Genomic DNA, 22,749 nt, shown 5'->3' with positions numbered 1-22,749 from the left:
GCGGATCGTGAGTACGTTGTTTTTGTAAAGAGGCCTTGATCATTGCTGCAAAAAAGTTAAATAGCCCGTCACTTGGAAGTGCGAGCTTAAATCACAAGATACGGATTAACGCCAAATTTCTTCAAACAGGTCGGAATTGACCGCGATTGCTGCCTTGCTCCTGATTTATCAAAGTTATTACAGACTCTTAATATCCTTAATATAAAATACATCATTCATACTGTCAATTGTGAAGAGCCGTTGGCTATATCCGGTCCATTTGTTTGATTCGGTCGATGACTAGCTGCACTGCAATCGCATCGTCCAAATAACCGAGCGGAAACACGTAATCCGGTATAATATCCGTCGACAAAATGAAATAAAGCAAGGCGCTTCCGAGCAGGGCGCGCTTTTCCAAGGAGGTGTCTTCTTTGCAGAAGAGCGCGAACATATGCTTCAACTCGTCGATAAACGGACCGGCGCCGTTCACGCTCAGCACTTTAGCCGCAAACTCGTCGCGGATGATCCGCTCGCCTTCCTCCATTAGTGCGTACTGCTCATATTTTTTCAGTTCCTTCTGAACAAGCTCGGTTGTAAATTGGCGATCGATTAAATTGGTCGATTGGAGCACTTCCTTAATACTGTCTATCGAAGCGTGAATTCCGGAAGTATCGCTGATCGGCGATGCGTCCACCTCGAAGCCCGCCGCTTGGAAAAGCCGCACCGCCGGCACTCCGAGATGAAGAGCAAACTGCCGCAAATGCTCCGGCTTGGCCTGCTGCTTTCCATTGATAATTCTTGAGATGGTCGACGTATCGACTCCGGTAAGCGCGCTCAGCTTGCGCATCGACAGCGAGCGCTCCTTCAATATAGTTGATAACGTGACTCCCAAATCGCGGTTATTATCCATTTTGTCCGAGCCCCCCTCCCATCACTTGCGGCGAACCCGCATTTGCCGATATGTTGATTGTTCAACAAACGTGCGGGTTTCTAATTATTTTACGTTGACGGTCGCCGATTCATGCCACGGATGCTGGCATTCCGGCGAACACCCGCCTTCGAATGCAGCAAAAAACCGCATCGCTGCGGCTTTTTGCTGGAGAGCTTTTGTATAATAAGCTAATCGCATGAATTAGTTCTTTTGTAATTTCGTACTCTCGGAGGCGGCTTTCATCTTGTTCAGAAAATCGCGGACCTGATCGAACGGAGGTTCAGCCAAATCTTTCGGATGATTCGCATCGCCGTTGACCCAGAGCGTCTCCAATGGAATATATCCGCGGTAATCGCTGTAACGGATTCGCGTAAACAGCTCCTCGAGATCGATCGGAATCTCGGTGTTGGCGCCTGCCGGCTTTTTCTTCACCTGGAAGTTTACTGTATAAGGCAAAACGGCCTCGATATCGTCATACCAGCTGTAGCCCTCCCCGGTGCGGCTGCGGAAAGTTTTGAAAAATCCCGTGTCGTTGATCAATCCGATATTCGGATGATCGACCCATTTCAAAATTTTGATAACTTGATCCGCCGTACAAACCATGTCCCCATGATTTTGCATGCCGACGACTACGCCTTTCTTCGCCCCGTACTCGGCGCATTCTCTCAGTGCCGGCACGATCCTGGTTTTCGCTATCGTTTCCCAATCCGAATCTTGAATATCTTTCGGCACATCGCCGTTGAACACGCGCATCACGGGAGCACCCATTTCCGCAGCCACGTCGATCCAATATTTGACGCGCTTCACATCCAACGCTCTGCGCTCATCGTTCGGGTCGGCAAAATCGTTCTTCACTCCCGTACCGCTGATCGCGATTCCAAGCTGCTCGCACAGCTTCTTCACATCTCTGGCATAAGCATAGATCTCTTCATCCGGCTTGGTCGGCATCGTAAAATTATCATAGCCGGGTATGTAGTAAGCCGTAATGTCAACAGCGTCAAATCCGGCTTCTTTGGCAAAGCGGATGACGCCCATCGTATCGATGGGAGGAGCCCCGTCCGTGTTCCCCTTCACCCACGAAGCCAGATTATGGCTGAAGCTGTAAAAATTAAGCCCCAGCTTGAAATCGCCGGTGTAATAAGTGTCTTTGCGGATATCCTTCAAATAATGGCTGGTAGGTACTTGCTCGTAAATGCGGCGTTCTTCCCGGTTTTGATCCAGACTCATGTCCATACACCTCTTTTAATGTAGTAAAATGCGACAACCTGTTGGCAGCGGTTGCATAGCAACGAAAAAACGGAGACTGTCGATTAATTGCGAGGAACAGTTTAATATTAACGTTAATACAACAACATAACTATAAGATTATAGTATAAAAAATGAAGTGTCAAGTGTTTACTTGACTAATCGCTGCTCAGACTTACGCACACTTATGAATTACAAACAAAAAATCCCGCCGGATTCAGGACGGGATTTGACAATGTCTCGCTTACAGCCATTCGTTAAATTTGCGGATATACCATCTTTTGATCAACTGCGTCAACGCGCAGTAGCTCAACAGAATTCCCGCCAGCCATGGGAAATAAGATGCAGGCAGCGGCTGCAGCCCGATGCTGGCGCCGAATGCCGAGAATGGAATAAAGATTCCCGCGATCATAATCGCTCCTGTCAGCAGAATAACCGGCATGCTGGCCCGCCGTTGGATGAACGGTATTTTTTCGGTGCGGATCATATGCACAATTAACGTTTGCGACAAGAGCCCTTCGATAAACCAGCCGGATTGGAATAACGATTGCTCCCCCGCCGTATTTGCGGCGAACACCACATACATAACAAAGTAAGTCGCATAATCGAAAATCGAACTGATCGGTCCGATGAACAGCATAAATCGTCCGACTGATTTGGCGTCCCACTTTCGCGGCTTCGCCAAAAATTGTTCATCCATACGATCCCAAGGAAGCGACAGCTGCGAAATGTCGTAAAACAGATTTTGGATGAGCAGATGAATCGGCAGCATGGGCAAGAACGGTAAAAAGACGCTTGAGCCCAGGACGCTGAACATATTGCCAAAATTTGAGCTTGTCGTCATCTTGATATACTTGATCATGTTGCCGAACGTTTTGCGGCCTTCGATCACGCCTTCCTCCAGCACCAGCAAGCTTTTTTCGAGTAAAATAATAGCGGCCGATTCCTTGGCGATATCCACGGCCGTGTCCACGGAAATGCCCACATCCGCATCCTTGAGCGAGGCCGAGTCGTTAACGCCGTCGCCCATAAAGCCTACGGTATGCCCCTTGCTCTGCAGCGCGCGGACGATTCTCACTTTTTGCAGCGGATTCAGCTTGGCGAAGATCGTCGTCTTCTCGGCCAAATCGGCCAGCCGAGCATCCGTCAGCAGCTCGATATCGCTGCCCAGCACAAGCGGTTCAGTGTCTAAGCCCACCTCGCGGCATACTTTACGTGCAACTGCCGCATTATCGCCGGTCAGCACCTTGACGGCTACTCCGTTACACTTTAAAGCCTGAATCGCCAATGCCGCGCTTTCCTTCGGAGGGTCCAGGAAGCCGATGTAACCGACAAGAACCATGCCACATTCGTCCTTGATCCCATACGCTCTGTCCGACGTCTCCGCATGCTTGATTGCAACCGCTATAACCCGCAAGCCGTCCGTATTTAATGCTTCGACAAGCTCCTTCACCTTCTGCGTCATTTGAGAGGTGAGCGGAACCGTCTCCCCGCCGTCGAGGGCATGGGTACAGACGCCTATGATTTCCTCCATCGCGCCTTTGCAAATGAGAATTTGCCCTTTGCCGCTTTGATTCAACACGACGGACATCCGTCTGCGGTTAAAATCAAACGGGATTTCATCGATTTTCGTATAGTTTTGCTGTGCCCCAAGCACATCGCCCAGCTCCGCATGCTCCAATACGGCGACATCCAGTAAATTTTTCAAGCCGGTTTGATGATAGCTGTTCAAATAAGCGTATTCCAACACTTTGCCGTCCTCTTGACCGTGAATGTCCAGATGCCGCTGCAAAATGATTTTGTCTTTGGTCAGTGTGCCGGTTTTATCCGTGCATAAAATATTCATCGCGCCTAGGTTTTGAATCGCATTGAGCTTCTTCACGACCACCTTGTTGCGGGCCATGACGGCGGCTCCTTTGGCCAAATTGGCAGTGACGATAACCGGCAGCATTTCCGGCGTCAAGCCGACGGCTACCGATAAGCCGAAGAAGAGAGCTTCCGTCCAATCCCCTTTGGTGAAGCCGTTGATCAAGAAAATGATCGGAACCATGATGAGCATAAACCGGATAATGACCCATGTAACGCTGTGGACGCCTTTATCGAAGCTCGTCAGCGGCCGTTTGTCGGTCAGCGCCTTGGCCATCGAGCCCAGGTAAGTCGAATCCCCCGTAGCGACGACAACGGCCGTCGCCGTTCCGCTGACGATATTGGTTCCCATGTAACACATATTAGCGAGATCCAGCGCATTGTTCGCCGGCAGACCGCCTGTTGCTTTGTCCGTTCTCCGGGTATGCGCATCCTGTTTTTCAACCGGCATCGTCTCACCCGTCAAAGCGGATTCGGCCGTGAATAAATCTTTAGAATAAAGCAAGCGCACATCGGCCGGAACGAGGTCGCCCGCCGACAAATGGATGATGTCACCGGGGACCAGCTCCCCCATGTCGATCTCTTTTTTGCCGGATTGTCGGGTGACCGATGCTGTCATTTTCACCATCGCTTTCAGCTTTTCCGCTGTGCGGGCCGAACGATATTCCTGGGTAAATGTGATGAGTACGCTGATCGAGATCATGACGCTTAAAATCGTTACGGCTTTCGAGTCATCTGTAAAAAATGAAAATGCATCCAGCGCCAGCAAAATGAGAATAAACGGATTTTTAAAGCAGCCAAGCAGCTGGATAAACCAGACCGCAGGCTTATCGTGCACGATTTGATTTTTCCCGTACCGTTCCTGTCTTTGTACAGCTTCTAAATCCGTAAGTCCCGCTGCAATAGTCGACAATTCCTCCATCAGGTCGTCGATATGGCATGCGGATGTCTGGATGAGCCGCTCGGAAATTTGAAGGTTTAGCGTTTCAGCTTTCGTTTGCTTCTGTTTCATGTTCATAGCCTCCCGTATTTTTCATATAAACGATCAAAAGTAAACACAAAAAAGCCCTCCCCGGCTCAGGGAGAGCTGATCGCATTACCGTTGTCTGAATCGCTCACAAGTCAAATACGCATACTGAAATAAGCCTGCCCCACCGCAGGGGGGGGACTGAAATATACGTATGGACAGCTTGCAAATGCGATAAAAACCCGGTTCTCCCCGAACACTGGGTATTGAAAATCGTAAGACCTGCTACTCGGACTCGGGCTACCGTCCATGTGCGTATTCCCCCTTATGAAATAAAATCGAAAAGCCCCCTAGACCGGCTAGAGGGCTCGAAAAACGCGCATGCAAAATGGTTTCCGTTCCCCCTAGTCGAGCTTTGGCACTATACAACGTAAAGAGAGCATTCGCCTCTTAGCCACCTTATGAAAAGCCTTAATCCGGCAATCCCTGTTCTACCCATTGGCATCTTTCGATGTTTCCGGGCAGTGGCCTGTATTTGTATAGGAGCCTCACCTAACGAGGACATATGAAATTACTAACGAATCGTACTCCTATAATTGTATTTTGTCAATAGCCGATTGCAATTCATTTGCACTCCGACTCCTACATAATATGCGGCGTACTGCTCCATACTACCGGGCATAAGCCGCATTCTGACTTTGACCGGCTAGCGTTTGATCCCGTTTGTCGCAAATGCCTTCAACGATATTTCGCTGAAACAGCAAAAATACGACAAACTGCGGAAGCAGCGACACAACGGAAAAAAGGCTGCACCCGATCAAAATGACCCGCGACGCAGCCTCAGCTGCTCAAGCATTATTATTTCTTGAAGCCTGTATAAATGTGGACGGCATCTCTTAAAAATTGCGCCGTTCCTGGTTGAAGCTTATCGTAATAGGCCGTAAACCGTTCGTCATCGACATACATCTGGACAATGCCAGCGTGCGCTTCTTTATTGTATTCGCTCCAATAGTACGTTAACCACCGCTTATGAAGCTCGGCCGCTTGCATAGCCAATTCGCCCGCAGGGTCCCCCTGCTTGAACGCCTCGGCCAGCGTCTCGGCCAGTTGCTCCGACAGGCGGGTTACCTCTTCATATTGCTCCTGCGTCATATTTTTCACTTTGGCGTTCGACTTGTTGACGGCATCCTCGCCATATTTTTCGCGAATTTCTTGTCCGTATTTCGCCTCATTGTCATCAATCAGCTTTTGCTTGAAGCCTTCGAATTTTTCTTTATCACTCATCGTAATTCTCCCTTCGTTAAAGGCAATTGTTTTTTCCACATTGGCAATCAGTACGTCCAACTGCTTTCTTTTGTCAAGGAGCTGCTCGCGGTGCTGCTTCAGCGCCTCAGTCCCGTTAAAGGACGGTGAATTCACAAGCTCGCTGATCTGGTCCAGACGAAGCCCGAGCTCCCGGTAAAACAATATTTGCTGCAGCCTGTCGACTTCCGCCTGGCCATAGACGCGATATCCGGACGAGTTGACTCTAGCCGGCTTTAGAATGCCAATCTCATCATAGTATCGCAGCGTTCTTGTGCTGATTCCCGCCAGCCGCCCAAGCTTCTGTACGGTGTATTCCACTCGCTTCACCTCCTGACAGCTTAAGCGTACACCTTTACGCAGCGTCAAAGTCAACCCTTTTTACGAAGAGAAAAAAGCTTCCTGAGAGCGATGTTTGCCCTTAGGAAGCCTGAATGTTTTTTAAGACCCAAGTGCAGCCTATCGGTTCAACCTTACAAGAGCTGCAGCGGATGAGCTTACGCCTGCAAGCCGTCAACTTGCTCCGGTTTGCGTTCGTACCGAGTCTCCTTGTAGTAATAAACCGCCGCTTTAAACGTCTTCAACACGTATTCCGGTTCGATGGGAATGATCTGCTGGTGCGGCCACGGCGCTTCCCCGGCTTAATTTTCCAAGAATTCATACAGCTATCATCTCCAATTTGTTTTATCGCTATGTGAATGATATATGCCTCTAGAATGATTGTAGTAAGCGGGATAATCACAATATTCGATATCTTTTTGATGATAGCTGCAGGACAAACCGAACTTAGGCTTGCAAGACCATACAACAACCGGAGTACGGTGAATCTCACTTTTGTGTTGATTGATCCATGGGATTAATTCGCCGCCGATTCTGCTGCACGCCGTTTCCAATACAACGGGACCAACAATAGTGCGCCGATGATAAGCAACGCGCCGCTTATTGCATAAACCGTAAACAGCGATAGCGCATCCTTCAAATAGCCCGCAAGCGACATGCCGATCACCATCATCCCCATAAACACCGGCATAACGGCTCCGCCGACCCGGCCGATATACGCGGCTTCTGTATTTTTAAGAATAAGCGTTTGAATGCCGGTGTGGACCCAAGGATAAAAGAATCCGCTGAGCACTTGCAGCAGCAGCGTCAACCCGATATTAGTCGACCAGCCGACGGCAATGGTACAAACGGCGCTTACCAGCAGGCCCGCGGCCAGCAGCGTATATGGCCTCATTTTTTTGGCAATTCCGATTAGGAAGGCGCCGCCGATCAGCATGGCCAGACCGTTCGTCATCAGCAGCCATTGGAGAAACGGCTTCCCCTGTCCGAGCTTCTCGATCACGATGAAAATTGCAAGCGGCTGGATCAAGCCCGCTCCGAGCCCGGAAGCGGCAAATGCGACGGCAAGCGTGCGCAAGGGGCGGCTCGCTCCTACATAACGGAGGCCGTCCATCAGCTCCTTGCTAAAATTGCGGCTGCCTTCGTCAGCCGGTTCCACTGCGTCGCGCGGCAGAAAGGACAACACGATCGACGATCCGGCAAACATGATTCCCGTTACGACAAGCGAATACCCGATTCCATAATGTTGAAAAACAAACGTCCCCATAATCGGACCAATGACCATGAAGACAGCCATCAACGATTGGAACATGGCCATAACGCCTTGCAACTGCTCGCCGGGAACATGCTGCTTGAACAGCTTCATCGCCGACGGCTGAGAAAATTGCGAGAGCACGGCGGATATAAACGTCCCGAACAGCAAGGCATACCACGACCCGCTCATGAGCACGGCCAGTACGGCAAATACGGATAACGCCGACAGTATATCGCACCATACCATTGTGAGCTTGGGCCGCCAGCGATCCGCAAACGTCCCTCCAATGATCGCAAAAATAAAAATAGGCGCGAATTCCGCCACCGAGATCAGCGATACGTATTGCGGATTGTTATGCGTTAAATCGGTGACATATAAAAGAATGGCAAAATTTCGTATCCAAACCCCCAGCTGCAACAGCACGCGGGATAAAATAACCGTTCGTACATACTTGTTGTGAAGCATGATTGACTCTCCTCTTCCATATTAATTGTTAATTGTTCTCTGTTCATCGCCGTTTTGCCGGACTGCCTGTGCCCCATAGACACCAAAACAGGAAGCAGGTATCCGCCGATATTGACAGCGCCGGAGGAACGATAACGATTCACTGTGATGTTAATTACATAATAATAGATATTTATACGTTTTGTTTATTATTATTTAGATATATTAATATATTATCTATTTTTAATCAACCCTTTTACAAAAATATTCGGCTCCGCATCCGGTCGGCTCCGGCAATATTTCGTTATGTGTCAAGCAGGGTGCAAAACTTAACCGTTTGCCTTGCAGTTAACTGGCAGATCAAATAAAAATGCCCTCTTCGTTATCTTCGAAGAAGGCATTGCTGTCGTGCCTATCGTTACAGTTTCGGAAAAAAACCTTTGGCCGCGCCGTTTCGCACAGGCTGTTTGATCGCATTGGTCAGCAAGAGCGACATGCCATAGCTTAACAGCGATACGCCGACGGAGCTTAAAATGACCCACAGCGCAGCAAATCCGGTATGACTCATATAGGTATAGGTCCCTTGTCCGCATATCACCATGAGCGCCAAGCAAATTACAGTTTTCACATAGTGCCGCATATCGAGAGAAAAACCGATAAACTTGGAAATAGCCAAAAAGTTCATCATCGTAATCAAGCAAATTCCGAAGTTAATGCCGGTCGCGACTCCGTAAATCCCCCACTCCGAGCCAAAAATAAAGATCGCTACAGCCTGCAGCAGCGTGCTCATAATGAAGTTCCACATGACGGTCCTGACTTTACCGATTCCGAGTAAAACCGCATGCAGCGGGTCTTCAAAATAGTGCAGCAGGAAAAATGGAGCCAGCATTTTCAGAATGATGCCCGCTTCAGGAGAATGGTAAAGCACCGTTGTCAAAGGGACGGCCCACATATACAAAATGATGGTGCACGGTGCCCCGATCATAAAGGCGAGCCGGATCGCCTGGTCGATTCGCTGATGTATCAGCTTCCGGTTGTTGGCGGCAAGCGCTTCGCTGATTGAAGGTATGAGCGCTGTCGACAGCGAGTGCATGATAAAGGTGGGAAACACGAGCAAAGGAAACGCATAACCGACAAGCAGACCGTATTGTTTGGTCGCGACAGCCGTGCCGATGCCGGCAATCGCCAGGCTCTTGATGACGAGCGCAGGCTTAATCGCCCTGTAAATCGAGTGAATGAAGCCTTGGCCGGTCGTAGGCAGACCGATGTGCAGCAGCTCGTACATCGTCTGCTTTTTGCCGGGCAGCCGCTCCGCATCGATTCGCTGACGGCTTGACTTCTTCCGATGCAAGGCATACATGAGCGCCAAATAAAGCAGTCCGCTTCCTTCGCCAATGACCGTAAACGCCATAGCCCCGGCAGCCGCGTATTCAATCCCGCGAGGCAGCAGCAGCTGGATCAGGGACATAATCAGAACGATGTACACGATGTTTTCGATGACATCGGAAATGGCAATCGGCTTCATATTTTGCTTGCCGCGGAAGTAGCCTTTCAGCACCGAGGATACGGCGACCAAGGGCGTGATCGGAATAATGGCCAGCATCGCATAATAAGCTCTTTGGTCCGCCAATATGAGCGAGGAGAAATATTCGGCCCCGATCAGTGTAGCTAATGTTAACACTACGCTGATCGTAATTGTAACGCTTAGGGAAACTTGCAGTATGCGTTTCACTTTGCCCGGGTCGCCCTGGGCCTCCGCTTCAGCCACTAGCTTGGAAATGGCGACGGGCAGTCCAAGGCTTGTCAGTGTGATCAGCATCGGGACGAGCGGTTGAGCCATCATGAGCAATCCAATACCTTCCGGTCCTAAATAGCGCGCCAATATAATGCTGTTGAGGAAGCCGAGAATTCTTGTAACGAAAGCTGCCGCCGCGAGAATAAATGTACCCCGCACAAATGATGAAGGTTGCATGCTCATGTCGTGTCCATCTCCATAATTATGACCTTAAGTTAATTCATATTCGCAAGAAACCGAATGTATGCGAACAGGCTGTTGACAGCATGGGCTCGTCCCCCTGTATTCACGGATATGGTTGTTGGTGGTATACTCGTTCAATAGAAAAACTCAAATTCATATGGATAGGAAGTAAAGAGACATCATGCATGCAACTGTTCACGAATCGCCACTCCCGTCGCGGCGGGAGAAGTTTCCGTTATCGCTTCTGTGCCTCACGCTCGGCGCTTTCGCTATCGGAATGACCGAATTTATAATCATGGGACTGCTGCCGAACGTCGCCCATGACTTGTCTGTAACGATTCCGCAGGCCGGCCAGCTCATTACGAGCTACGCGATCGGCGTCGCCGTCGGAGCTCCACTGCTTACCATCTTTACCCATCGTGTACCGCAAAAAAAGCTGCTCCTGCTGCTTATGGCCATTTTTATCGCAGGCAATGCGCTGTCCATGATTGCGCCTACTTATGCGCTGCTGATCGGCGCCCGGATTTTGACGGCGTTCGCGCACGGTACCTTTCTGGGCGTCGGAACGCTGATCGCCGCGCGGCTGGTCCGGCCGGAACGGCGGGCCGGCGCCGTCTCGATGGTGCTCGCCGGATTGACCGTAGCCAATATTGTCGGCGTGCCGTTCGGCACCTTCATCGGTCAGCAGCTCGGCTGGAGAGCGTCGTTCGGTGCGATTACGATACTCGGCTTATTATCGTTGATCGGTATTATCCGCTTTATTCCGACGATACGCCAGGACGAGCCCTCGAGTCTCGCCCAGGAGTTCCGGAGCTTATTTCAGCCTCAGGTGCTGCTGATCTTGTTTACGGGAGCGCTGGGATGCGCCAGCCTGTTCTCCGTGTTCACCTATATTACACCGATGCTCGAACAAATCAGCGGTTTTGCCGAGCATAGCGTAACATGGATTCTCGTCTTGTTCGGGTTCGGGGTGACGATCGGAAATATGCTCGGGGGCCGGTTAGCCGACTGGAAGCTGATGCCTTTCTTAATGGTTAATTTTGCCGTTTTGGCCGTCATTCTGGCTCTGCTGACGATCACAATCCAAAACCCAGTCCTTGCCGTCGTTACCGTTTTTGTCTGGGGCGTTGCGGCCTTCGGCATCATGCCCGGCATTCAGCTGCGAATTATGAATTTGGCGCATGAGGCGCCGCTGCTTGCGGCCACCTCCAGCCATTCGGCGTTAAATCTCGGCAACGCATCGGGCGCCTACATGGGCGGATTGGCGATCACCTATTCAGGCCTGCATTCTGTTCCGTGGCTAGCCGCCGTATTGGCCGCGCTCGGCCTAGCCTTCGCCGTCCTGAGTTTCGGCGTGGAAAAGAAATCGACCCGCCGCCGGAAGCGTGCGCAGCCGGTCGCACCCGCCGCTGCCGGATTGTCCGCACCGGCCGGCGACAGCTGAATCGCATCGGTTCTTCACGAAGTTAAAGAAAGCAGCTTACCGCCAAGACCTGTAAAGAAAGACAAAAACCACCCAACCCTGCGAAGCGGTTTGGGTGGTTTTATTTGGCCTTCAAAACATTGGTTGGTCTATCGGCCTAACGTTCGCCGCCGTTTCGCTCCAGCACCAGCACATAGCCGCGCGTTCCGTCCAGACGGATGCGGTCGCCGTCGCAAATCCGCTCGGTCGCCCCGTCGATTCCAACAACGGCGGGCAGCCCGTACTCGCGGGCAACGACGGCCCCGTGCGTCATAAGCCCGCCGACCTCCATGACCAGCCCGACGGCGGAATGAAACAACGGCGTCCAGCCCGGATCGGTGAATGGCGCGATCATGATTTCGCCCTTATTCAGCCGCGCCTCTTCCGGGCGCAGCACGATGCGGGCGATGCCTTCGACGACGCCTGCGGATACGGGCGTCCCGAGCAGCGCGCCTTCAGGCGCGTCCTGACGTTTGCGTCGAGCGGTGATGATCTCGCCTTCGCTCGTCATGATGCGCGGCGGCGTGAGCTCGCAGAACCGCTCGAATTCCTGCTTGCGCCGTTCCAGCAGCGCCTGCAGTTGCCCGGCTCGTTCACCCTGGAGCAGCCGCAGCAATTCATCCAATGTCAAGTAAAAGACATCTTCTTCCTTCTCCAGCACACCCGCTACGGCCAGCTGCCGGCCTTCCTCGCGGAGCACACCGCGAATGATGCTGAAATGCAGCATCATCAAATATTTGGGATGCTCCCGCAGCCCCATCAGCCCGCGGAAAACGCGCAGCAGCCGCGACATCAGCCTCGCCTTCAACCAGCCGAACGGCTGCAGACGAAGCCGCTCAAGCATTTGCCGCGCAGCCGTTTCCGCTTCCTTGACGCCTTGCACGAACTTCACCCGATGCTCGCCCGGCCGGACGGTGCGCATATGGCTGTCGATCGACGGCAGCAGCGTGCCTGGGTCTTCCAGCCACCTGGGCCGCGTCATGTCGATTTCACCCGGACACCGCATCCCGTACACCTCCATGAATCGGTCCCAAGCCTCGCCAAATACGTCGCCGCCCACCACCTTCCGCAGCTTGTCGCGGAACTGCAGCGGATCGACGCTGCGAATGAGCTCGACGACCTGCGGATACGATCTGGCGGTATCGGCAAGATCGCCAATCAGCAAACCCATCTCGCTCGTCAAATTGCCGGGCAGTGATTTGTTAAGGACATTAACAATATCCGGATCGTTCAACCAGCGGTTCGACAGTGCCCGGATTAGTCGCGATGCAATTATACCTGCCAGCGGGTATGGCATCAATTCCATAAACATCCGCCGCAGCAGCAAGCCGATCTGGTCCTGCAGGAGAATCAGCCTTTCCGCGCCGGCCGAAGCGCTGATCGTTTTTTTTCCGCGCGAGTCGGAATCGCGGAGATAAGCATTAACGAACGGATGGGCTTTATCCGGCGATGCAAACAGCAGATTACGGACGGCGCGCAGCAGGATCGGACCGAGAAAGCGAACGACAGCCGTTCGCACGCCGGGCTTGCGCGGTAGATGACGGACGAACGATTCCCGCCCTACGTATTCGCCAACGCCGGCGCCTATCATTTCGTCAATATTGGACAGCACCTTCGGGAGCAGGGTACGGGCCGGCTTCAAGGCAAGCAACGGCGTAATATCGATGAACAGTCTGCCGCCGGCAGCGGCCGTATTCTCGTTTTCCGCTCGCACATCCGATTTCCCGAACGGAAACATTGTCCGCAAGAGCGATAGCCCCATCGGCCTTATCGCATCGGTCATCATCTGCTGATGACCGAAAGAGATGAACAAATGCGGACTCTCTCCAGCAGGTACGGCAACAGACGGCAATGGATAAAGCGAGGTAATTGGCCGGCTCTGTACAATATAAAACCGGCCTTCTGCAAGACACCATTCCACGTCCTGATCAGAGCCGTAATGCCGTTTGATTTTTTCCCCGAGCGCCGCGAGCTCGATGGCTTGCGCGGCATTCAACGCCTGCCGCTCCTGCTCCTCCTCCGGCAGCTCTTTCGTCACTGTGCCGCCTTCCGGCAGCGCGAAAATAGCGAGCTTTTTACGGGCGATGTTCTGCAGAATAAGCTCCCCTGCGCGCACCTGATACAGATCGGCCGAAACAAGGCCGGAGACGAGCGCTTCGCCCAAGCCGAAGCTGGCGTCGATCGATACCGTACCCCTGTGTCCGCTGATCGGATCGGCGGTGAACATGATGCCGGATACTTCAGGGAACACCATCCGCTGCACGACGACAGACAGCATTACCGAGCGGTGGCCGAACCTGTTTTTCGCACGGTATGAAATGGCGCGGTCCGTAAACAGCGATGCCCAGCATTTGCGGATCGCCTGCAGCAGCTGCTCTTCCCCGCAAATGTTCAGGTAAGTGTCCTGCTGCCCGGCAAACGAGGCATGTGGCAAATCTTCCGCCGTTGCGCTCGAGCGGACGGCATAAGCATGGTCTCCCCCCGCGCGTCGCCAAGCCCTTACGATGTCGGAACGGACCGATTCCGGAATCGGCACCGAAACGAGATGGTCGCGAATGATGCGGCCCAAGTGAGCGATGTCGTCAAGCTGATCCGCCTGAAGCCGATCGAGCTGCTCCCAATAAGCCGGCATTTCGGAGCTTTGCTCCAGAAAGTCCCGATAAGCCTCCGTCGTAACGCAAAATCCGGACGGTACGGGAAATCCCGCCTGCGTCATTTCCCCCAGATTGGCCCCCTTCCCGCCGACCAGAGGGAGACTGCTTTTATCAATCCGGCTGAAATCAAGCACATAGCGATCCATATGATCCACGCTCCTTTATTTTTGACGATCCTTGTACAGTCCCTGCAAAAATAAAGCGAATAAAGTGTCCGCCACTTCCACCATACTAACGTTGTGTCTGGCTGCAAAATCGGGTCTGACTAATCTTTGAATGCTGTCGAGCATGATGACCGTTGCGAGATGAATATTCACATCGTCGCGCACATGTCCGTCCTGTTTCGCTTTCGTTAATAGCCCTTCGATAAATCGGAGCTGCCGTCCGCGGAACGCTTCGAGCTTGTTCCATAAAGCGGGGGCGTATTTTTGCATATCTTCCAAGAACAAAGGATTCAGCTTCACAATTTCCCCTTTAATCCCTTTAAAGGTTGCTTCCAGAACGTACAGCGGGTTTCCACTACGCTTTGTCTGTTCGCTAATGCTGCGGGCAATGGCATTCATCGTCAGATCGAGAACCGCCTCGGCGATCTGCTCTTTTCCGCTGAAATACAAATAAATTGTCTTCTTGCTCATTCCGAGCCGAGCCGCCAGATCGCTGACGCTGACGCTTTTATACCCCTTTTGGTTAAATAAATCGGACGCTGACTGAATAATCCGCAGCCGGATAGTTTCATCCATATGGTGGTCACCTCCTTTTTCTCGACACCCAAGGAAACCCTATTGGTATTTATAGTTTCCATTTTATATTTTTAACCGCTATCCGTCAACCAGATAGCGGCCCGTTTTCCGAATTATTTTTGATATTCAGTCGTCGAACTCGATTTCATTCGGTTTTACCAGATCGGTTTGCTGCAGGACCATTGACTTCTTCTTCGCATCGTAACGGAAATGATACATGTTGATATAGTCCTGACCCGCCCCGTAACCGCCGGTCACAATCAGCTCGTTGCCGATTACCTTGAATCGACGGTTCGGCAGCTGATCGATCTGTCCCCATATCCGTTCAGGCGTCAGCTCGAACGTTACCGGAAAAACTTCCCCGCCGCTTACCCCGAACAAATAGGTCTCGAGCGCGTGGCAATCGGTATAACGTGGAACGTAAGCAAACAGATCCGTTTCGCCAAACCGAAATGGCTGCATTTCGAGCGGCGTATCGTCTCGCTGAATGATCTCGAAATCGGCGGGGAATGGCATAATATTGCTTACCTCTCCACCGGATGAGGGCTCCCACAGCGCCTCATAATCCCCCCTCCAGCTCAGGTCCGTCTCCTGCCCGTAACAGCTGGGCGCCCTCAGCGGGACAACTTCCGCCTTGCTTGCAGGCTTGACTAGCAGCTGCCCGGCCGGATGTTTTCCGACCGCTCTGACGGAAAGATCCTCTTTCCTGGTTTCCGCCTGTTCGGGGGCTGAAACAGGTACGGATGCAGCGGGCCAGGGCGGCGCTGACGGCGCCGAACCGGCATCAGACGCTGCGGCGGAGGAAGGACCGGCTGGAGTTCCGCTGCCGCTGCAGCCCGCGAAGGCGAGCAGGCACAATAGTATCCATAGCGGTACAAAACTTGTTCGTTTACCCATTCGTTCATCGATCCTTTCCAGGATTGCATCGATAGCTCCACCTTACCGCATATGAATGACATTACATTAAGGCTTTCCTTTTGCTTCCTCCGCCTGTTTCGCTTTGATCAGCTCCTCCTGTCCTTTCTCCTGAATCAATTTCAATGCTTCATCCACTGTTTTCTTGCCTTCCAGCGCCGCTTTAAGCTCCGTATCGCCTAACATGCTGAACGACCGGTAAAATTCGGACGGCAGCTTGCCGAGCGCTCTTGATGCGAGCATCCCGTCCCCTTTCAGCTTGTAAAAGGGCTCTAGGCTGCGGCCGTCGGGATCTTTTAAATATTGAATGCGGGACGGCATGTTTCCCATCCCCGACGACTTGGACGTGACTCGCGCGTATTCGTTTCCGTTAATGTATTTAACGAATTCCCATGCCGCTCTGACGCTCTGCGACTGCGCATTGACGGCAAATATTTGGTTGACCATAATACCCGAGCTTTCCGGATTTTGCGGATCGACCGGGATCGTAACCATATCCCATTCCGGTACTTGGTCTTTCAGATGCGTTTTCGCCTGCTTCAAATTGTCCATCAAATAGTTTCCGCTGATTGTCATGGCTACTTTACCGGCGATAAAAGGATCCGATTTGAAATATTCCTCCATCGACCCGCCCATAAACTGCTTGCCCGGAGTCGGCCGGTAAACGGCACCGGATTTCAAAGCGTCCAGGGCAAGCTGCGCCGTCTTTTTCCACGCATCTGTTTGAATCGTCACGCTCCCCGTTTCGGGATTGACGAAGCTTAATCCTTTCGTGTCTCCGATCATTCTCACATATTGAAAAAGGCTGTCCGAATAATTATTCATGCCGAAACCGTAGATTCGGCTGTTTTCATCGCCCGTTGTCGGGAATCGCCGCGCCGCTTCGAACAGCTCTTCCCAGCTCATCTGGTCTTTAGGCAGCGGGACGCCGTTTTTTTCGAACAGCGTTTTATTATAAAACAGCGCTTGCGAGTTGAATCCCGGGGCTAGACCGTACAGCTTGCCCGAGCTTCGGGATTTAATCGCCTCGATGACGTTCGGCAATATTCCTTCCAGATCGAACTTGTCCTGCTTGATTACCGTATCGAGCTCGTAAAGCCGACCTTCCTCGGCCATTTTCTCATATTGCTCCAACGATAAAAAAAGCACGTCCGGCTTTTGCTCGTCTATAAACTTCGCATGCTCTTTATTGATATCGGTGTCCGGACCGTATTGGATGAAGCCCTGCGTGGAGACCACCTGAACGTCGATATTCGGATATTTAGCCGAAAATAACGCCCCATATACTTGATAAAAGTACCTTTCGTCCATATTGCTCATGACTTTAATCGTCGCCTGCTCGTCCTTACCGAGCTGCTTCAAGCCTTGCTGTGAACCGCCGAGTCCCCCCGTGCAGCCGACAAGCGTAATTCCGGCCGCCGCCCAAATCACGGCGCCTTTACTCCACCAACGTTTCATTTTGTTCGCTCTCTCCCTTTTCCTTTTCGCCTAAAGCATTAATTGTTTTATGGCATCAAATATTTTCCATATGAAGTAGACGCATCTCCTCGGCCATTTGTTCCAAAAAATCCAAATTATATTGAATAAGACAACCAGCATGAAGCTTCCGTCCATCCCAAAAGCAACGTATGCACGCTCCAGCAGTCGATCGAACGGCATCATGAGCTCTAACGGACATCCGGAACCCTTAAATGCAGTCAATCCGATGATTTCCCAGTCTAACGGACCCAGGGAGACTGTCGATTAAAGGACGGGAACGGGCAATGGATACGACTTCGAAGCTCAAACACGTTTTATTGCCTTGATTTGATTAGAACTTTTCGGTATCAATGCAATAAAAAAACTCGCCCTGAAGCCATTCTCCAAGCCCTTATCCCTATTAATCGACAGTCTCCCAGGAAGCGTTATTTTGCAGCAGCTGGGGTTTATGGCGGACCAGATAAGGTCTCTCGTGTCCGTTACAATGTTAAAAGAACGAACTCGGTACAAATAACGTTCCTCCTGTCCGTTACGCCGCGGATTCGAATCGACCCGCTCCCACCGTGGAATTTTACAAACTCTACAATGCAGTAATAAACGGCTCCGTCGGCCTTACAGGACAGGCGAGTTAGTCAAGGTTGTGCAGAGCAAAGTTAAAACTTATTTACAACTCAAAAAAACGCCAATGAACAAAAGTTCACTCGCGTCTTCCATATAAGCAAATAAGCAAACCCGCTTGGAGGGGCGAGCTAAAGAATAGAGCGTGAAAAATAAAGCGTGATTGAATATCCGTGATCCCCTGATTTTCATGGATGCATCCCTGCGTTATTTGTTCGCTGCCAAAACGGGCTTGCGGCTCAATTGGGCGCGATGATGGAATACGTAATAAATAACGGCAGACAGTAGAACAATGATGCTCGCGGCCAAAAACATCGTCCGATAATTGGTGCCTGCGGCGATAAGTCCGAGCACATAGGAACCGAAGCCGTAGCCCAGGTCAAAAAACAGGAAGAACGTACCGGTTGCCAGTCCTGTCCGATGAGCCGGCGCCAGCTTCATCGCCAGCGTCTGAAAGCACGGGAGCAAAGCGCCATAGCCCAGACCCATGATCGCTCCCGCTGCCAGCAGCATCCAGCCGGTTTGAGCCTGGCTCACCAATACCATCCCGACGATAAACAGAACGATGCCGGGGTAGGCCAAATAATGCTCGCTGTATTTATCGAATACTTTACCGATCAGCGGCCGCGACAGGACGATCATGACGGCGAAGCAGATGAAGAAGTAGCTCGTTATACCTGATTGATGCAGCTCGATCGTATACGAGGACATAAAAGCCGTCAAAGAACTGTAAGAAAAAGCGAGCACAAAGCCGGCCATCGAAACCGGCAGCGCTTTCTTCTCGATCAAATTGCTCCATGTCCATTTTGTCCGCGGCATCGCCTGCTCGGGCTTTCGGTCTTCCAGCGGCATTCGCAGCGCCATAGCCAGCAGCAGCGAACACAGCGATACGACAAGTCCCGTACCCAGCAGCGCCGTATCGCCGGATGCATTCCAGAGAACGAGGCCCAGTGCGGGACCGATAACCATCGCGATGCTCATAAACATGCTGAAATAGCCGATGCCTTCTCCCTTGCGCGAAGCGGGCACGATATCCGCCGCAATAGCGCTTGTAGCCGTGGAGGCGACGCCATAGCTCGCGCCGTGAATGATTCTCACCATGAGCAGCAGCGCCAGCTCATATGTACCCAAGTAAAGCAGCGAGGCAATAAAAAAGACGGCCAAGCTGAGCACAGCCATCTTCTTTTTGCCGAACCGGTCGACCCATCGACCCGAAAAAGGTCTGAACAGGACATTACCGACTACATAGAGCGTGATGACCAGTCCCATCTGCTGCTGGCTCCCGCCGAGCACATCTTTCACAAACAGCGGCAGCGTCGTCGCGAGCATGTAAAAATTGAGAAACATAAAGAAACTGCTCATGCTTAACAATAAAAAAGGCTTCGTCCATATTTTCCCGCCGTCCAAGTTGGCTCTCTCCATTCCCTTATCTCTTTATTTCCGTTCATTATAGCTCTAGCGATTGATAAATAATAATACATATTTTAAAATGTAATCATCACATGAAAGCTATAAGAGAGGTTGCCCCGGTTATGGAATTTTTGCAGCTTCATTATTTTCAGGTTGTCGCCCGCCATGAGCATATGACAAGAGCGGCTCGGGAGTTGAACGTTTCCCAGCCGTCGCTCAGCAATTCGATTCAACGCTTGGAGCAGCAGCTCGGCCTTCCGTTATTTGTCCGACACGGCCGGCAAATCCGCTTGAATTCGTTCGGCAAAGCCTTTTTGCAGCGGGTTGATCGGGCATTTCTTGAGCTGGATGAAGGGCGCAGGGAAATTCAGGATATGGCCGGACTGGACCGCGGAGTCGTATCGCTGGCGATCACGCTTCCGAACATACTGCCCGTTTTGCTGAGAGACTTCTTGAAGCTCCGTCCCGACGTCCGCATCATGCAGCGTCAGGCGATCTCTCCGTTCGAAATGCGCAACGATCTCGAAAGCGGCGAAACCGACTTTTGCATCTCGACGCGGCCGGTTACAGGACCGGATATCGAATGGCTCTCTCTGGTCGATGAAGAGATCTTCTTATCCGTCCCGAATGGCCATCGGCTGGCCGGCAGAGGAAGCATCCGGCTGATCGAGGCCAAGGACGAGCCTTTTATCGCGATGGGTTCCGGCTACAGCTTCCGGCAAATTACGGATGAATTTTGCCGAGCGGCAGGCTTTGAGCCGCAAATCGCTTTTGAGCTGGAGGAAATCGGCGCCGTTCAGACGTTGGTGGAGCTCGGCCTGGGCGTGACGTTTACGCCTGTTCTTACATTAAAGGGCTTCCACAGACCGGCATCCGTACCGCTGCGAATCCGAGAACCCGACTGCCGGCGTACGATCGGGCTTGCCTGGCACAAGCGGCGGTTTATTTCCCGGGCGGCCGTCGACTTCCGCAAGTTTGCGGTTGATTTTTTTAAACAAGCCGGAGCAAATCCGTAAATACGATGACCGGACTGCTTGACAGCAGTCCGGTCATCGTTTCACCGTTAAGGCTTATGTTCCCACCCGGATGTATAATAGCTAATGAGCCAGCCGATCTACTGTTTATGACAGCCGGATCGGCTGGCTACCGTTGGCTGCACTCTGCCATGCCGCTTCGGTCAAACGGGCTATCGTCAAGCCGCAGCTGGACGGCGCCGCCGCCTGCTGAACCCGGCCTAGAATCAAGTCGACAAAATCGCGGTTCGGATCGCTGGCGGCCGGAAGCTCGTCATCCGGTACCTCCGCGGGTACGCGTTCGCCTTCCCTGGCGACGAACAGCTTGCCGTTGCGGTACAGTACGGTGCCTTTGTCCCCGTGGATCGATACATCCTCATGCCAGCCGATGCTGGCGCTGCCGACGACATTGAACGTCGCAATGGCGCCCCCGCGGAACCGGACGGTCACCGCGGAATCGATATCGACCTGCGAGCCCCTGTTGTCGATGAACGCCGATACGCTTTCCGGCTCAAGCCCCGTCGCCCACAGCACAACATCAAGCAGATGGCTGCCGGAATCGTTGAGCTGTCCGCCGCATGACAGCTCCGGGTTTTGCCGCCACGTACCGGTTGTGCCTTTCAGCCAGCTTTGCGCCTGGTAAGCGCAAATATAGCGGATCTCTCCCAGCTCGCCGCTCTGGATCAAGCTGCGAATATACATGTACGGCCCCAGAAGATGGCGCTGGTAGGCAACGGCGAGATGCTTGTTCATTTGTTCAGCATGGGCGATGATCTGCTCCGCATTCCGCGATCCTGCGACGAAAGGCTTCTCCATCAAGACATGGAGCCCGGCGTCCATGCAGGCTATACCCTGTTCGTAATGCATGCTGTGCGGCGATACGATGACGGCGGCGTCCGCTTCAACCTGAGCGATCGCCTCCCGATAATCGGTATAGACCGGTACATCGGCCAGTCCGGGGAAACGCTTCTTCACTTCGTCGACAGCCGCCGAAGACGGGTCGGCCAGCGCGGCAATCGCCGCCTCGGGCACTTCAAGCAATCTCCGGATATGTTCCCTCCCCATACCGCCTACGCCAATCATAATAAACCGTACTTCTGCCATACTGCATACCTCCATTTACATTTTTTTCGTTGTAAAGGCTAGATGCAAGAGCTTGTTGTAAGGGCTTCCATGATGCCGTTGGATGGCTGTCGAATCATGTATGCTGCGCTGCGTATCGCGGTGATGTTTGTCTCTCTTAACCATCATACAAACCATACCTTGTTTTCATGCATTTGAAAAGATGTTTATCGGCAACGCCATCGCTTTTTTTTCGACTTCGGCCAGGCTGCCTTCTCCACAACGCGTCGGCCCCCCTATTCAACTCTTATAGTCAACTCCGTTTGGATCTTATCCTCAGTCTCTTTATTAAACAAGGCCGAAATGCCGATTGTATACGTTCCCGGTTTTAAAGTTGCGGGGCAGCTCGCCATATCCTCCCAGCTTTTCAAACCGGCTTTATGAAAATGATAGCTCTGAATAAATATTGGAGGCAAGGTGGTCATAAATTCGTTGTCTTTTTTTAAATGGCTGGTCAGCGCGGCAAGGTGGCGGTATTGATATTCCGTAAAGCCTTCGCTGTCTGTTAATGAAAATAATAAGACGGAAGATCCGCGAGTCATGCTTGTTTCCTGATCGCCCGTATACCGAAACGATCCCCAAATATCGATCGGGTCGCTTGGTGTATAAATCTCCTTCTTGGAATGAAGCGAGAGGATGTAGGGTCCCAGGAATTCGAAGAGTAAGAGATTGAAGAACAGGCCAATAACATAATTCCCACCAATATAATTGCAATTTTTTTCAAAACATCATTCCTCCCCCTAAAATATAGCTGATTGATGGCTTCGAAATCCGCCGGTTTGATTGCCTTGATTGGATTCCGCGTTGCAGCGGCATGGAATTTCAAACTCGCCTTGAAATTCTCCAGGCCTTATTGCTATTCATCGACTGCCTCTCTATATAAGCTACACAATGAAATTCTGGTTTTCAATACCAATACTTGAAATGATTGCTGCGTCCGCGGTTTACGCTCCGAAAATTAAAAAACAGGCGCTGTATTCTGTCATTCCAGAATACAGCGCCTGCATAAACGACCCGGCGTTCGAATTGC

The 22,749-nt window shown here is 51.9% G+C and carries 15 protein-coding genes and 1 riboswitch; of the genes, 2 read left to right on the top strand and 13 right to left on the bottom strand.

Annotated features, from left to right (window positions below; translation table 11 throughout):
* Positions 1-244: 244 nt before the first annotated feature.
* The 6 genes from E1757_RS21220 to spoVB form a co-directional block, all read right to left on the bottom strand.
* Positions 245-889 (bottom strand): DUF1232 domain-containing protein, encoded by a 645-nt coding sequence (locus E1757_RS21220; protein ID WP_133231852.1) that lies wholly within the window; start codon positions 887-889, stop codon positions 245-247.
* A 222-nt stretch (positions 890-1,111) separates the two neighbouring features.
* Positions 1,112-2,137, bottom strand: a complete 1,026-nt coding sequence (locus tag E1757_RS21215) for a sugar phosphate isomerase/epimerase family protein (protein WP_165972215.1) — start codon at positions 2,135-2,137, stop codon at positions 1,112-1,114.
* Positions 2,138-2,399: 262 nt separating this feature from the next.
* The gene (gene mgtA, locus E1757_RS21210; RefSeq protein WP_133231848.1) at positions 2,400-5,033 is read right to left on the bottom strand and encodes a magnesium-translocating P-type ATPase; all 2,634 of its coding nucleotides are present in this window, start codon (positions 5,031-5,033) and stop codon (positions 2,400-2,402) included.
* Between the two features lie 348 nt (positions 5,034-5,381).
* Positions 5,382-5,555, bottom strand: a riboswitch (M-box (ykoK) riboswitch).
* 291 nt (positions 5,556-5,846) lie between these two features.
* Positions 5,847-6,611, bottom strand: coding sequence for a MerR family transcriptional regulator (locus tag E1757_RS21205; protein WP_133231846.1), 765 nt, complete (start codon positions 6,609-6,611; stop codon positions 5,847-5,849).
* A 535-nt stretch (positions 6,612-7,146) separates the two neighbouring features.
* Complete coding sequence (locus E1757_RS21200) at positions 7,147-8,349, bottom strand: MFS transporter (RefSeq protein WP_133231844.1); 1,203 nt, start codon at positions 8,347-8,349, stop codon at positions 7,147-7,149.
* A 397-nt stretch (positions 8,350-8,746) separates the two neighbouring features.
* Positions 8,747-10,306, bottom strand: coding sequence for a stage V sporulation protein B (gene spoVB, locus E1757_RS21195; protein WP_133231842.1), 1,560 nt, complete (start codon positions 10,304-10,306; stop codon positions 8,747-8,749).
* A 181-nt stretch (positions 10,307-10,487) separates the two neighbouring features.
* On the opposite strand from spoVB, the gene E1757_RS21190 reads away from it, so the two are divergent.
* Complete coding sequence (locus E1757_RS21190) at positions 10,488-11,750, top strand: MFS transporter (protein ID WP_133231840.1); 1,263 nt, start codon at positions 10,488-10,490, stop codon at positions 11,748-11,750.
* A 136-nt stretch (positions 11,751-11,886) separates the two neighbouring features.
* On the opposite strand, the gene E1757_RS21185 is transcribed toward E1757_RS21190, so the two are convergent.
* The 5 genes from E1757_RS21185 to E1757_RS21165 all read right to left on the bottom strand — a co-directional run bounded on the left by E1757_RS21185 (position 11,887) and on the right by E1757_RS21165 (position 19,596).
* On the bottom strand, positions 11,887-14,568 hold the full coding sequence (locus tag E1757_RS21185) for a phosphoenolpyruvate synthase (RefSeq protein WP_133231838.1): 2,682 nt from the start codon (positions 14,566-14,568) through the stop codon (positions 11,887-11,889).
* A gap of 15 nt (positions 14,569-14,583) precedes the next feature.
* Positions 14,584-15,162 (bottom strand): TetR/AcrR family transcriptional regulator, encoded by a 579-nt coding sequence (locus E1757_RS21180; protein ID WP_133231836.1) that lies wholly within the window; start codon positions 15,160-15,162, stop codon positions 14,584-14,586.
* Between the two features lie 126 nt (positions 15,163-15,288).
* Positions 15,289-16,059 carry a hypothetical protein gene (locus E1757_RS21175; protein ID WP_133231834.1) on the bottom strand — a complete coding sequence of 257 codons (771 nt, stop codon included), beginning with the start codon at positions 16,057-16,059 and terminating at the stop codon, positions 15,289-15,291.
* Between the two features lie 66 nt (positions 16,060-16,125).
* A complete protein-coding gene (locus E1757_RS21170) occupies positions 16,126-17,535 on the bottom strand; it encodes an ABC transporter substrate-binding protein (RefSeq protein ID WP_133231832.1) in 1,410 nt (469 codons plus the stop codon).
* Positions 17,536-18,381: 846 nt separating this feature from the next.
* Positions 18,382-19,596 (bottom strand): MFS transporter, encoded by a 1,215-nt coding sequence (locus E1757_RS21165; RefSeq protein WP_133231830.1) that lies wholly within the window; start codon positions 19,594-19,596, stop codon positions 18,382-18,384.
* Between the two features lie 110 nt (positions 19,597-19,706).
* On the opposite strand from E1757_RS21165, the gene E1757_RS21160 reads away from it, so the two are divergent.
* Entirely contained in the window at positions 19,707-20,600 is an 894-nt protein-coding gene (locus tag E1757_RS21160) for a LysR family transcriptional regulator (RefSeq protein ID WP_133231828.1), read from the top strand.
* A gap of 105 nt (positions 20,601-20,705) precedes the next feature.
* Here the strand turns inward: E1757_RS21160 and E1757_RS21155 are convergent, their stop codons facing one another.
* Entirely contained in the window at positions 20,706-21,701 is a 996-nt protein-coding gene (locus E1757_RS21155; RefSeq protein ID WP_133231826.1) for a Gfo/Idh/MocA family protein, read from the bottom strand.
* 254 nt (positions 21,702-21,955) lie between these two features.
* The gene (locus E1757_RS21150) at positions 21,956-22,261 is read right to left on the bottom strand and encodes a hypothetical protein (protein ID WP_133231824.1); all 306 of its coding nucleotides are present in this window, start codon (positions 22,259-22,261) and stop codon (positions 21,956-21,958) included.
* Positions 22,262-22,749: the final 488 nt, after the last annotated feature.

Origin of the sequence: Paenibacillus piri (assembly GCF_004354045.1) — a bacterium.
In the GTDB taxonomy this organism is placed as follows: Bacteria; Bacillota; Bacilli; order Paenibacillales; family NBRC-103111; genus Paenibacillus_S; species Paenibacillus_S piri.
The sequence above is the reverse complement of the archived record's forward strand: the minus strand, read 5'-3'. Positions and strand labels throughout refer to the sequence as shown.